This window comes from Paraburkholderia dioscoreae, from assembly GCF_902459535.1.
GTDB lineage: Bacteria > Pseudomonadota > Gammaproteobacteria > Burkholderiales > Burkholderiaceae > Paraburkholderia > Paraburkholderia dioscoreae.
The window spans coordinates 2,158,002-2,171,499 of record NZ_LR699553.1; the positions used below are offsets into that span (position 1 = coordinate 2,158,002).

Sequence of the window (13,498 nt, forward strand, 5' to 3'; positions counted from 1 at the left end):
AGCGGCTGATGCGGGTTGTCATCCCTTCAAGGCAGCGCACGCCGCGAAACTTATCACGCAGAAGCAACGCGCAGCAGCACCGCGCACATTAAACGGGCGCCGCAAACCACGCGGCGCCCGTCTTTTTTCAGCCGGCCCATGCTTCACGCGCGCCCGGCGTTCGAGGCATCAAGCCTCTTTCTTCACTTCCAGCCGGAACTTGTGCAGCAACGGTTCCGTATATCCGCTCGGCTGCTGGCGTCCTTCGAACACCAGCGCTTGCGCGGCCTTGAAGGCGATCGTGTCGAAGCCCGGCGACATCGGCTTGTAGAGCGGGTCACCCGCGTTCTGCTCGTCGACCACCTTGGCCATGCGCCTGAACGTTTCTTCAACCAGTTCACGCTTCACCACGCCGTGATACAGCCAGTTGGCGATGTGCTGGCTGGAAATACGCAGCGTGGCACGGTCTTCCATCAGGCCGACGTTGTGAATGTCCGGCACCTTCGAGCAACCCACGCCCTGGTCGATCCAGCGCACCACGTAGCCGAGAATGCCCTGCGCGTTGTTGTCGATCTCGCTGCGGATCTCGTCTTCGCTCCACTTCGCCTCGGCCACCACGGGAATGGTCAGCAGGCCGTCGAGCAGTTCGTCACGCACCTTCGCGTAATCCGTGCGCTCCAGTTCCTGCTGGACCGCTTGCACGTCGACCTGGTGGTAGTGCAACGCGTGCAGCGTGGCGGCGGTCGGCGAGGGCACCCACGCGGTGTTCGCACCGGCCTTCGGATGCGCGATCTTCTGTTCGAGCATGGCGTGCATCAGATCGGGCATGGCCCACATGCCCTTGCCGATCTGCGAGCGGCCACGCAGGCCCGCGCTCAAACCGACCAGCACGTTGCTGCGTTCATAAGCCGCGATCCACGCGCTCGACTTCATGTCGCCCTTGCGCAGCATCGGACCGGCTTCCATTGCCGTGTGCATCTCGTCGCCGGTACGGTCGAGGAAACCGGTGTTGATGAACGCGACACGCTCCGACGCTTCGTTGATACAGGCGAGCAGGTTCACGCTGGTGCGGCGCTCCTCGTCCATGATGCCCATCTTGATCGTATTGCGCGGCAGCTTCAGCAGGTCTTCCACGCGCGCGAACAACTCGCTGGCGAAAGCGACTTCGGCCGGACCGTGCATCTTCGGCTTGACGATATAGATCGAGCCGGTGCGCGAATTCAGCTTGTGCTTGCGGTCGTGCAACGCGCACAGCGAGGTGATCACCGCGTCGAGAATGCCTTCCGGAATCTCGTGGCCGTCTTTGGTCAGCACCGCCGGATTGGTCATCAAATGACCGACGTTGCGGATGAACAGCAGCGAGCGGCCATGCAGCACGACCGGCGCCGTGCCATTCGCGGCGGTGTAGGCGCGGTCGGCATTCAGCCGGCGCGTGAAAGTCTTGCCGTTCTTCGTGACTTCTTCAGTCAGGTCGCCGTTCATCAGGCCGAGCCAGTTGCGATAGAGCTGGACCTTGTCGTCCGCGTCCACGGCCGCGACCGAATCTTCACAGTCGATGATCGTGCTCACCGCCGCTTCGACCACCACGTCCTTCACATGCGCCGAATCGGTCTTGCCGATCGAGTCGTTCGCATCGATCTGGATTTCGAAGTGCAGGCCGTTGTGCTTGAGCAGCACGGCGGACGGCGCGCTCTCTTCGCCCTGATAGCCGATGAATTGCGCGGGCGTCTTAAGCCCGCTCGTGCCGTTCTTCAGCGTGACGACCAGCTTGCCGCCTTCGACGCTATAGCGCGTCGCGTCGGCATGCGAGCCGTTCGCGAGCGGCGCGGCCTGATCGAGAAACTTGCGTGCATAGGCGATCACCGCGGCGCCGCGCACCGGGTTGAAAGCCTTCTGCTTTTCGGCGCCGTTGGTCTCGGGAATCGCGTCGGTGCCGTACAGCGCGTCGTACAAACTGCCCCAGCGCGCGTTCGCCGCGTTCAGCGCGTAGCGCTGATTCGACAGCGGCACGACGAGTTGCGGGCCGGCCTGTTCGGCGATTTCGGTGTCCACGTGGTCGGTCGTGGCTTTGACGCTGGCGGGCACGGGCACGATATAGCCGATGCCTTCGAGAAACGCGCGGTACGCACGCAGATCGCGCACCGGACCCGGATTGGCGCGATGCCAGTTGTCCAGTTCGGTCTGCAGGCGGTCGCGCTCGGCGAGCAGCGCACGGTTTTTGGGCGCCAGCTCATGTACGAGGGCGTCGAAACCCGACCAGAATGCAGCGCTGTCGATTCCGGTGCCGGGCAGGGCTTCGGTTTCGACGAACTGGTCGAGGTTGGCGGCGACTTGCAGTCCGCCGCGCGGGTTCATCTGAGTCATCGACTGCTCCATCTATCTGAATGGGGCCGATGAGGGGGCATCGGCCCGCGTTGTGCAACGGTTTAGCTTCTTTCGTTGATGGCCGCGGATTCGAGCGGCACGCGAACTCAGGCGGCGATAGCCTGAATCCCCGCCTTGGCGATCTGCGCGTCCTGATCCGACTTGACGCCCGACACGCCGACCGCGCCGACCACCTGGCCCTCGACGATCACCGGCACGCCGCCTTCCAGCGTGCCTTGCAGCGGTGCGCTCAGGAACGCGGTGCGGCCGTTGTTGATCATGTCTTCGTATAGCTTGGTTTCACGGCGGCCGATCGCCGAAGTGCGGGCTTTTTCGGTCGCGATGTACGAGCTGGCCGGCGCGCTGCCGTCCAGACGCAGCAGTCCGAGCGGGTGGCCGCCGTCGTCGACCACCACGATGGCGACGGCCCACTGGTTCTTCTCGGCTTCCGCGCGGGCGGCTTCGAGAATGCGGGTCGTTTCGGCAAGGGTCAACACGGGTTTGCTCAGCATAGTGAAATTCCTGGTTCGTTTATGGTAGGGATGCTTCTACAAGTTCTATCCAGTGACGCACCGGAGTGCGCCCGGCGCCGTCCATATGTACCTGGCAGCCGATGTTGGCCGTGACGATCATCTCCGGCTTGCCGCTTTCCAGCGCGTCGAGCCTGTTGTTGCGTAACCTTTGCGCAAGCTCGGGCTGGGTAATCGAATACGTGCCCGCCGATCCGCAGCACAGATGGCCGTCGGGCACGGCGGTGAGGTCGAAGCCGAGTTGTTGCAGGATCGACTCGACCGCGCCGCCCAGCTTCTGCGCATGCTGCAACGTGCATGGGCAGTGAAACGCGATTCTTTGCTGAGTCTGCCCTGGCAAGCTTGCTTGCAGCTGACCGAGCGGCTCGTTAGCCAATACCTCGACGAGGTCTCGCGCCAGCTCGCTGACCCGCTGCGCTTTTGACGCATAGCGAGGGTCGTCGCGCAGCAGATGCCCATAGTCCTTGATGAACGCGCCGCAGCCGCTCGCGGTTTGCACGATGGCTTCGGCGCCGGCCTCGAGGGCGGGCCACCATGCGTCGATATTACGCCGTGCCCGCGCGAGGCCTGCCTCCTGAGCATTCAGATGATAGTCGGTCGCCCCGCAACAGCCGGCCTGCGGGGCATTCACGATGCTGATGCCGAGCCGGTCGAGCACGCGCGCGGCGGCCGCGTTGGTGTTCGGCGACAGCGCGGGTTGCACGCAGCCCTCCAGCATCAGCATTTTGCGCGGATGCCGCGGCGCCGGCCTCGGGTGTGTCCCAGCGTCGGTCCGAGCGCTTCGCTTGGGGATTTTACGTCCAAGCGCGGCAGGAAGAAACGGCCGCATCGCGCGGCCGGTCTTCAGGAGCGCGCCGAACACCGCCGGGCGCGGGATCACACGGCGCAAACCCTCGCGCAGCACGCGTTCGGACAGCGGCCGCTCGATGCGCCGCTCCAGCTCGGCGCGGCCGATATCCAGCAGCGTGTGATAGGTGACACCGGACGGGCAGGTGGTTTCACAGTTGCGGCAACTCAGGCACCGATCGAGGTGCAACTGGGTTTTCTGCGTGACCGGCTCGCCCTCCAGCATCTGTTTGATCAGATAGATGCGCCCGCGCGGGCCGTCGAGTTCGTTGCCGAGCAGCTGATAGGTCGGGCAGGTGGCGTTGCAGAAGCCGCAGTGCACGCAGGCGCGCAGGATCTGTTCGGCTTCGTCCGCGCGAGACAGGGTTTTGGCGGCATCGCTGAGATTGGTTTGCATGATGGTGTTCGCCTTCAGGTCTTCGCAGGCCCGCGTTCAGAGGCCGGCATACAGGCGGCCTGGATTGAAGAGACCGCGCGGGTCGAGTTGCCGCTTGAGTTGCTGATGAAAGCGCAGCAACGTGGGCGGCAGCGGCGTGAACGGTTCGGCATCGGTTTCCGGGGTGAAGCAGGTCGCGTGGCCGCCGGCCGCATGCGCGATCTGGCGGATCGCCGCGGCGGGGGCGGTGCTTTTCAGCCAGCGTTGCGCACCGGCCCAGTCGAGCAGCGTGTCTCCGGGCAGCGCGGTCAGCGGCGACGCGTTCGGCAAGGACAGGCGCCAGAGCGGTCGCGGGTCGTCGAAAAACGCCAGACGGTGCTCGCGCAGATCGTCCCAGAAACACGGATCGAGTTCGGCGCCGCCAATGCGATCCACCGCCGACGCCACCGACCCCACGCCGCCTTCGAGACGCACATGCAAACGGCCGTCCACGTGGCAGGCCGCGCTGATCGGCAGCACGGCGCGGCGCCAGGCGGACAGTTCGCGCAGTGCCTCGGCCGCTTCCAGATCCACGGTGAGACAACTGAGCGCGCGCGGTTTGGGCAGCACTTTCAGCGAGACTTCCGTGATCAGACCGAGGCAGCCGAAGCTGCCCGCGAGCAAACGCGACACGTCGTAGCCCGCCACGTTCTTCATCACTTCGCCGCCAAAGCGCAGATGCTTCGCCTCGCCGGTGATCACGCGGCAGCCCAGCACGAAGTCGCGCACCGAACCGGACCACGGCCGGCGCGGACCGGCCAATCCGGCCGCGACCATGCCGCCGACGGTGGCCGCGCCGCCGAAGGCCGGCGGCTCGCAAGGGAGCATCTGTCCGGCGGCATCGAGCGTGGCGGTGAGTTCGGCGAGCGGCGTGCCGGCGCGCGCGGTGATCACGAGTTCGGTCGGGTCGTAGCTCACCACGCCACGATGCGAGCGCGTGTCGATCGGCGTGCCTTGCACGGGACGACCGAGAAACGCCTTGCTGTCGCCGCCGCGAATCCTGAGCGGCGCGTTGCTCGCGAGCGCTTGCGAAACTTCGACGACGAGCCGTTCGCTATCGTCCATCGGGACGGGTTCGATGCGCATCAGAAACGCTCCAGTTCGGGAAAGGGCAGCGCGCCGTGATGCACGTGCATCGAGCCGAATTCGGCGCAGCGGTGCAAGGTCGGTACGTTCTTGCCGGGGTTGAGGAGGCCTTGCGGATCGAATGCGGCTTTCAATGCGTGGAAGAAGGTGAGTTCGTCGCTATTGAATTGCGCGCACATCTGGTTGATCTTTTCGCGGCCCACACCGTGTTCGCCGGTGATGCTGCCGCCCACCGCCACGCACAGTTCGAGAATGCGCGCGCCGATCGCTTCGGCGCGTTCGGTTTCGCCGGGCGCGTTGGCATCGAACAGGATCAGCGGATGCATGTTGCCGTCGCCGGCATGAAATACGTTGGCGACTTGCAGGCCGTATTCCTTCGAGAGGTCTTCGATGCCTTTGAGCACGCGCGGCAATTCGCGGCGCGGAATCGTGCCGTCCATGCAGTAGTAATCGGGCGAGATGCGGCCCACGGCGGGGAACGCGTTCTTGCGGCCAGCCCAGAAGCGCTGCCGTTCGGCCTCGTCTTTCGCGAGACGGATGTCGGTGGCGCCGGCCGCGCGCAGCAGCGCTTCCACGCAGGCCACGTCTTCGCGCACGTCGCTTTCCACGCCGTCGACTTCGCACAGCAGGATCGCTTCGGCGTCGACCGGATAGCCCGCGTGGATGAAGTCTTCCGCCGCGCGGATCGCGAGGTTGTCCATCATTTCGAGGCCGCCCGGAATCACGCCCGCGCCGATGATCTGGGCGACCGCCGCGCCGGCTTTTTCGACGTCGTCAAAACTGGCCAGCAGCACTTTCGCGCTTTGCGGTTTGGTGAGCAGCTTCACCGTGACTTCGGTGACGATGCCGAGCATGCCTTCCGAGCCGGTGAAGAGCGCGAGGAAGTCGAAACCCGGCGCGTCGAGCGCGTCCGAGCCGAGCGTGATGCGCTCGCCGTCGATAGTGAGAATCTCGAGCTTGAGGATGTTATTGACGGTCAGCCCGTACTTCAGGCAATGCACGCCGCCCGCGTTTTCCGCGACATTGCCGCCGATCGAGCAGGCAATCTGCGACGACGGGTCGGGCGCGTAGTAGAGGCCATGTGGCGCCGCGGCCTGCGAAATCGCGAGATTGCGCACGCCGGGCTGAACGCGCGCCACGCAGGCCTCGGGATCGACTTCGAGAATCCGGTTAAAGCGCGCCATCACCAGCAGAATGCCTTTGTCCAGCGGCAGCGCGCCGCCCGACAAACCGGTGCCGGCACCGCGCGCGACCACCGGAATCTTGTGAGCGTTGGCGAATTTCAGCAGCGCCTCGACCTGTTCGACCTTGTCGGGCAGCGCGACCATCATGGGCGTTGCGCGATAGGCGGCGAGGCCGTCGCATTCGAACGGACGCAGATCTTCCTGTTCGTGAAGGAGTTGCAGATCGGGGATCAGCGCCTGCAATTGTGCGACGACGGTGGCTTTGTCGTGCGTCGCGAGCGGGCCGTCGACGCGTTCATCGTATTGGTAACTCATGGGGTGTCTCCTCAAGCCGCGCTTCGCCGGAACTTGCTGGAAGCGGCCGGAATGCCCGTGGGCGCGGGCGCGCGGGCGTGTTGCCAGAGAGATTGTTGCGGCTGCGCGCATCGCTGTCGACGGTTGCGGGAAGTGGTCGTACCAGTTTTTGAAATGCCGTTACATGATCAGTTTCATGAAAACCACTGATGGATATGGCCTGTATCCTGCCTATCCGGGTCGTGCGTGTTAGCATCTCGTAGTGGTCGTACCAGTTGGGAATGAGCGATGCAGACAGCGGATTCGAACAACTCAAGGCAGGTCGCGGACGTGGTGGCGGAGCGTATCGAGCGGCTGATCGTCGACGGCGTGCTGAAAACGGGGCAGGCGCTGCCGTCCGAGCGGCGCCTCACCGACAAGCTTGGCGTCTCGCGTACGGCGCTGCGTGAAGGGCTCAAGCTGCTGCGGGCGCGCGGCATCATCGAGACTTCGCATGGCAGGGGCTCGTTCGTCGCGAGCCTCAGCGCGCAGCCGGCCCTCACGCCGCTAATGCATCTGCTCGGTTCGCAACCGCGCACGCTCTACGATCTGTTCGAGGTGCGCGCGCTGCTGGAAGCGGAATCCGCACGGCTCGCCGCGCTGCGCGGCACGCCCGCCGACTTCGTGCTGATCACGCGCCGCTACGAGGAGATGATTGCGGCCCAGGGCACCGAAACGAGTGCCTCGACGCACGCGCGGCTCGACCACGCATTTCACCTGGCGATCTGCGAGGCCTCGCATAACCCGGTGCTGGTGCATACGTTGAGCTCGTTGACCGACCTGCTGCTGAGTTCGGTGTTCGCGTCCGTGAACAATCTCTATCACCGTGTGCCGCAAAAGCGGGTGATCGACCGTCAGCACGCGCGGCTCTATAACGCCGTGACCGGCAAGCTGCCCGAACAGGCGCGCAGGGCGGCGGCCGATCACATCGAAAGCGTGTGCGCGAACCTGCGCGAAATCGAGCAGGAAGAGCAGCGGCTGGTACGCGCGACATTACGGCTGGAAGGATGGGAGTAGAGGGCTTTACAATCGGGCCTTAAACACAACAATTCGCACGCTCCCCTCGTGCCCCCACTTCATGGCGACCATTAGCGAGCTCTTTGTCTATCCGATCAAATCCTGCGCGGGCATTGCGCTGCATGAGGCGCGCCTGCTCGCCACCGGCCTCGAATACGACCGCTGCTGGATGGTCACCGACCCGGCCGGCGCCATGCTCACGCAGCGCGCGTATCCGCGCATGGCCTTGATCAAGGTCGAAATCGGCGCCGAAGACCTCGTGATCCGCGCGCCCGGCATGAGCGAGTTGCGCACGCCATTGAATGCCGCGCGGCTCGATGCGGCGCCCGCGATACAGACCAAGGTCTGGCGCGATGCCGCGTACGGACTCGACACCGGCGCGGCAAGCGCGGCGTGGTTCTCGGCGTTTCTCGGCGTCCCCGCGCGGCTTCTGCGCTTCGATCCCGGGCACGAACGCATTGTCGATCCCGGCTATACGGATAGCGTGGGCGGCGCAACCACCTATTTCGCCGATGGTTTTCCGCTGCTGGTGATCGGCCAGGCATCGCTCGACGATCTGAATACGCGCCTGAACGGCAAGGGCGCACCGGCGATTCCGATCGACCGGTTCCGCCCGAATGTCGTGCTGACAGGGCTCGACGCGTACGAGGAAGACTATGTGGAGACGCTGAGCGTGGACGGAGACGCGGGCGAGAACGTGCAACTGCAACTGGTCAAGCCGTGCTCGCGCTGTCCTATGCCCACCATCGACCAGGCGAAAGGCGCGCCCGATCCGGACTGGCCGAACGAGCCGACCGACACGATGAGTGTCTACCGCGCGAATCCGCAGCGAGACGGGGCGATAACGTTCGGCAATAACGCGCTCGTCGCGAGCGGGGCTGGACAGTGGCTGAGGGTAGGGCAGTCGGTGGAAGCGGAACTGGGCTTCGGCGACTGAGGGCGGTGGTCGGGGGCGAACGCGGTCGAAAACGTCGTTGCAGAGTGCAGCATTTACCGGCACAGCACGGCTAATGTCGCACGAGCCCGCTCAATGCCGCGAGAATCACCGGCATAGGCACCGGCTTGACGAAATGATGGTTGAAGCCCGAGCGCAGCGACTCGCTTCTTTCCTCGGCACGTTCGAGCCCCGTGACCGCGACCAGCGTGGGCGCCGGCACGTCGCCCACGTAGCGGATTCGCCGCGCCACCGCGCGCCCGTCCAGACGCGGCATTTCGACGTCCAGCAAGGCGGCATCCGGATGCCAGTCGCAGTACTGGGCCAGCGCGTCGAGGCCGTTGCGCGCGGTCCGGATGTCGAAACCATGCGCGGTGAAAAAGAGTACGTAAGCGGCCAGCAGATTCGCGTCGTCGTCGGCGATCAGAAGGCGTGCGGCTCGTTGATGGGCCATCCGATTTCCCTCAGGTTATGTTCCTTGTGTTCCTGTTTAGTGAGCAATTTGAAGTCCTGATAGAAATCAGGCTTGGGAAAGTGTGCTTTCAGGCTGGGTATCGACGATATATATCGCAAGGATCCGGTTCATAACGGACGTTGCGCGAAGCGAATCTACAAGCTGGGCGACGGCATTTGCGCATCGATCATTCTTTCCGACGGTAGCCGTTTCGGTAATCTGTGCGCGCGTGCCTGCGTGTGCCCTGCGTGTGGCGCGCGTGTGCCCCGCGTGTGCCCGTTTACGCGGCCTGCGCAATTGCCTCTCGCGCGATCCGCATGTCGGTGTGCATGGCCTCCTTTTCATCGCGCCATGCGCTGTCTTCTCCCCATGCGCGTTCAACGCTCTCGCCGATCGCACTGCCCACCAGAATGACCGCAGGGCTGCCGAAGCCCGCGCTCACCGCATCCACGGCAAGGCGATCGAGGCGGCTCATCAGGCGCCGCTCGTTGCCGCCCCCAGCCCACTGCACGACGGCGGCCGGCGTGTCGGCGGGCAGGTTCGCGAGCAACGCGGCCGCAATACTGTCGATGCGCCGCATCCCCATATAGATGGCCAACGTGGTGCCGGTCGCCGCCAATGCGGCCCAATCGGGCTCGCCGTGATCTTCCGTGTGCGCGGTGACGAAACTCACGCCGTGGCAATGGCGGCGGTGCGTGAGCGAAATGCCCAGCCCTGCGGCGGCCGCGAATCCCGACGAGATGCCGTTGACGATTTCCACCGGAATATTGGCGCCGCGTAATGCGGCGAGCTCCTCGCCGGCACGCCCGAACAGCAGCGCTTCGCCGCCCTTGACGCGAACCACGTGCAAGCCCTTGAGCGCGTAGCGCCGCATCAGGCGTTCGATAAACGCTTGCGGCGTAGACCGGCAGCCGCCGCGCTTGCCGACGTGGATCACCCGTGCTTGCGGCGCCAGCGTCACGATCTCGGGATTCGCGAGGTCGTCCAGCAGCACGACGTCGGCGGCCGCCAGCGCTTTCGCGGCTTTCAGCGTGAGCAGATCGAGATCGCCCGGGCCTGCGCTCAATAAGGTGACCTTGCCGGTGTTCGGGTTCATCGCGATGTCCTTCGCTTCTGTGTCGGCCGGCGATAGTTGAATCGCCGGCGCCAAATAAAAAAACGGCGTCCGCTCGCGATGGTCACGAGGGGACGCCGTTGTCCGTTTGCTGCCTGGTGGGTACTGCTTCCCGACTTCGAGTGGGACGAAACACCGCGTTGTGGTTCGTCCGGGATTGGTACGTATTGCGTGTCAGGGCCGCTGCATTGCCATGACGGTATGCAGAGTTATGCAAGGACTACGCCACGCATCGACAACGGACGCTCGATGCCTTGCCGCGCCTCGCCGCCACCGCAAAAAACGCCTGCCAACGCACCGCTTGCGTGCCCGCACCTCGCACGCACACAGTGCTGCGTCGCACCATACGTGTGCTTCGCTGCATCGAAACGCGTCGCGCGCCGGGTTCACCGCACGCGCGTGCCATTTGCCCCGAAGCCCCGCACAGCGGCCTTTCCCCACGCGTTTCCTGCAATTGGCACAGGCCTTGCATTAAGCCGTGCCATCGGATCAACGTGGATCCGTCGCGAGTGCAACACAAAGTACTCGCCGCAGGACAGGTCAGGACAACGGCGTCCCCCGAATTCAGTCATCGACTGGGTTCGCGGGACGCCGTTTTTATTTCCGGATCGCTTTCGCCCCATGCCGCAAGACGGCGCCCGCAACCAGCACATTGAGGAAACCGCGCTCATGAAAATCATCGTTATCGGTCACGGCATGGTCGGGCACAAACTGGTCGAGTGCCTCGCACAAGACGCCGCGCACGGCCTCGACATCACGGTGCTGTGCGAAGAGTCGAGGCCGGCCTACGACCGCGTGCACCTGTCCGAGTTTTTCGCGGGCAAGACGGCGGACGATCTGTCGCTGGTCGAGCCGGGTTTCTTCGAACGCCAGAACGTGTTGCTCAAGCTGAACGCGAAAGCCGTGGCGATCGATCGCGATGCGCGCACCGTGACGGTATCGACGGGTGAAACATTGCCTTATGACAAGCTGGTTTTCGCCACCGGCTCCTATCCGTTCGTGCCGCCCGTGCAGGGGCGAGAGCGCGCCGATTGCTTCGTGTACCGAACCATCGACGATCTCGAAGCCATGCATGAATGCGGTGCGCGCTCGAAGACGGGCACGGTGGTCGGCGGCGGCTTGCTTGGTCTCGAATGCGCGAAGGCACTGCGCGACATGGGTCTGCAAACCCACGTGGTCGAATTCGCGCCGCGTCTGATGGCCGTGCAGGTGGACGACGGCGGCGGCCGCGTGCTGCGCACGAAGATCGAAGAGCTGGGCGTGACGGTGCATACGCAGAAGAACACCACGGCGATCGTGGACGGCGAAGCGGGCACGCACCGCATGCAATTCGCGGACGGCAGCCATCTCGACACCGACATGATCGTGTTCTCAGCGGGCATTCGCCCGCGCGACGATCTGGCGCGCGAAAGCGGTCTGACGCTCGGCCCGCGCGGCGGCATCGTGATCGATAACGCGTGCCGCACCAGCGATCCGCACATCTATGCGATCGGCGAATGCGCGCTGTGGAACGGCCAACTGTTCGGCCTCGTGGCGCCGGGTTATGAAATGGCCCGCGCGGTGGCGAAGCAATTGCTCGGTGGCGCGGCCGAATTCGCCGGCGCCGACATGAGCACCAAGCTCAAGCTGATGGGCGTGGACGTGGCGAGTATCGGCGACGCGCATGGCAGCACGCCGGGCAGCCGCGCCTACCAGTTCAGCGACGAACGCAAGCAGGTCTACAAGAAACTGGTGGTGTCCGAATGCGGCAAATACCTGCTGGGCGGCGTGATGGTGGGCGACGCGAGCGAGTACGGCACGCTCTTGCAGATGATGTTGAACCGCATCGAGTTACCGGCATCGCCTGAATTCCTGATCCTGCCGCAGGCGGACGGCAACGCGAAGCCCGCGCTCGGCGTCGAGGCGTTGCCCGCCGGCGCGCAGATCTGCTCGTGCAACAACGTCTCGAAGGGCGAGCTATGCGCCGCCGTCTGCGCGGGCGCGACCGACATCGGCGCGCTCAAAGGCGCGACCGGCGCCGGCACCTCGTGCGGCGGCTGCGTGCCGCTCGTTACCCAGGTGATGAAGGCCGAGATGAAGAAGCAGGGTCTCGTGGTCAACAATCACGTTTGCGAGCACTTCCCGTATTCGCGCCAGGAGCTGTATCACATCGTGCGTGTGGAAGGCGTGCGCAGCTTCGGCGCACTGCTCGCGAAGCACGGCCACGGTCTCGGTTGCGATATCTGCAAGCCGGTGGTGGCGAGCATTCTCGCGTCGTGCTGGAACGAGTTCGTGCTGAAGAAGGAACACGCCGCGTTGCAGGACACCAACGACTACTACCTCGCCAACATCCAGCGCGACGGCACCTATTCGGTCGTGCCGCGTATGGCGGGCGGCGAAGTGACGCCCGACGGTTTGATCGCGGTCGGCCAGGTGGCGAAGAAATACGGCCTCTACACGAAAATCACCGGCGGTCAGCGTGTCGATCTGTTTGGCGCGCGCGTCGAGCAATTGCCGCTCATCTGGGAAGAACTGATCGCCGCCGGTTTCGAATCTGGCCACGCGTACGGCAAGTCGCTGCGCACCGTGAAGTCGTGTGTCGGTTCGACGTGGTGCCGCTATGGCGTAGGCGATTCGGTGGGTCTCGCGGTCGAGATCGAGAACCGCTACAAGGGTCTGCGCACGCCGCACAAGATCAAGTTCGGCGTGTCGGGCTGCACGCGTGAATGCGCGGAAGCGCAGGGCAAGGACGTCGGCATCATCGCGACCGAGAAGGGCTGGAATCTCTATGTGTGCGGCAACGGCGGCATGAAACCGCGCCACGCTGAACTGCTCGCATCGGACCTCGATCAGGAAACGCTGGTGCGCTACATCGACCGCTTCCTGATGTTCTACGTGCGCACCGCCGATCGTCTGCAACGCACCAGCGTGTGGCGCGACAACCTCGAGGGCGGCCTTGAATATCTGATCGACGTGGTCGTCAACGATCGTCTCGGGGTGGCCGGCGAACTCGAGTCAGAGATGCAGCACGTGGTCGACACCTACGAGTGCGAATGGAAGAAGGCTGTCACCGATCCCGAAACGCGCAAGCGCTTCCGTCATTTCGTCAACAGCAGCGAGTCCGACAGCAACATCGCTTTCGTGGAGGAACGTGGTCAGATCCGACCGGCCACGCCCGCCGAGCGACGCTCGAAGCTCGCCGCGATTCCCGTGGTCGCCGAAACCGTCTGATTGATCTGCACTATTCACCAAGGACTTCCGCC

At 64.5% G+C, this 13,498-nt stretch carries 10 protein-coding genes; 3 read left to right on the forward strand and 7 right to left on the reverse strand.

What is annotated here, in order from left to right; translation table 11 throughout:
• Nucleotides 1-168 precede the first annotated feature (168 nt).
• The 5 genes from PDMSB3_RS09670 to glcD form a co-directional block, all read right to left on the reverse strand.
• Complete coding sequence (locus PDMSB3_RS09670; RefSeq protein WP_007181945.1) at nucleotides 169-2,343, reverse strand: malate synthase G; 2,175 nt, start codon at nucleotides 2,341-2,343, stop codon at nucleotides 169-171.
• A gap of 107 nt (nucleotides 2,344-2,450) precedes the next feature.
• Nucleotides 2,451-2,855: a heme-binding protein gene (locus tag PDMSB3_RS09675; RefSeq protein WP_007181944.1), complete on the reverse strand. Its 405-nt coding sequence runs from the start codon at nucleotides 2,853-2,855 to the stop codon at nucleotides 2,451-2,453.
• 19 nt (nucleotides 2,856-2,874) lie between these two features.
• A complete protein-coding gene (gene glcF, locus PDMSB3_RS09680) occupies nucleotides 2,875-4,116 on the reverse strand; it encodes a glycolate oxidase subunit GlcF (protein ID WP_165185939.1) in 1,242 nt (413 codons plus the stop codon).
• Nucleotides 4,117-4,152: 36 nt separating this feature from the next.
• Entirely contained in the window at nucleotides 4,153-5,220 is a 1,068-nt protein-coding gene (gene glcE / locus PDMSB3_RS09685; RefSeq protein ID WP_165185942.1) for a glycolate oxidase subunit GlcE, read from the reverse strand.
• Nucleotides 5,220-6,719 (reverse strand): glycolate oxidase subunit GlcD, encoded by a 1,500-nt coding sequence (gene glcD / locus PDMSB3_RS09690; protein ID WP_007181941.1) that lies wholly within the window; start codon nucleotides 6,717-6,719, stop codon nucleotides 5,220-5,222. Before glcD ends, glcE begins: the two co-directional genes overlap by 1 nt.
• A 267-nt stretch (nucleotides 6,720-6,986) precedes the next feature.
• Between glcD and glcC the strand changes: the two genes are divergently transcribed.
• Both glcC and PDMSB3_RS09700 read left to right on the forward strand, forming a co-directional pair.
• Nucleotides 6,987-7,754: a transcriptional regulator GlcC gene (gene glcC, locus PDMSB3_RS09695; protein WP_007181940.1), complete on the forward strand. Its 768-nt coding sequence runs from the start codon at nucleotides 6,987-6,989 to the stop codon at nucleotides 7,752-7,754.
• A gap of 61 nt (nucleotides 7,755-7,815) precedes the next feature.
• The gene (locus tag PDMSB3_RS09700) at nucleotides 7,816-8,691 is read left to right on the forward strand and encodes an MOSC domain-containing protein (RefSeq protein WP_007181939.1); all 876 of its coding nucleotides are present in this window, start codon (nucleotides 7,816-7,818) and stop codon (nucleotides 8,689-8,691) included.
• A 70-nt stretch (nucleotides 8,692-8,761) separates the two neighbouring features.
• Here PDMSB3_RS09700 and PDMSB3_RS09705 read toward each other — a convergent pair whose 3' ends face one another.
• Nucleotides 8,762-9,142, reverse strand: coding sequence for a response regulator (locus PDMSB3_RS09705; protein ID WP_007181938.1), 381 nt, complete (start codon nucleotides 9,140-9,142; stop codon nucleotides 8,762-8,764).
• 280 nt (nucleotides 9,143-9,422) lie between these two features.
• On the reverse strand, nucleotides 9,423-10,238 hold the full coding sequence (cobA, locus tag PDMSB3_RS09710) for a uroporphyrinogen-III C-methyltransferase (protein WP_165185945.1): 816 nt from the start codon (nucleotides 10,236-10,238) through the stop codon (nucleotides 9,423-9,425).
• A gap of 687 nt (nucleotides 10,239-10,925) precedes the next feature.
• On the opposite strand from cobA, the gene nirB reads away from it, so the two are divergent.
• Nucleotides 10,926-13,466, forward strand: coding sequence for a nitrite reductase large subunit NirB (gene nirB / locus PDMSB3_RS09715; RefSeq protein WP_165185948.1), 2,541 nt, complete (start codon nucleotides 10,926-10,928; stop codon nucleotides 13,464-13,466).
• Nucleotides 13,467-13,498: the final 32 nt, after the last annotated feature.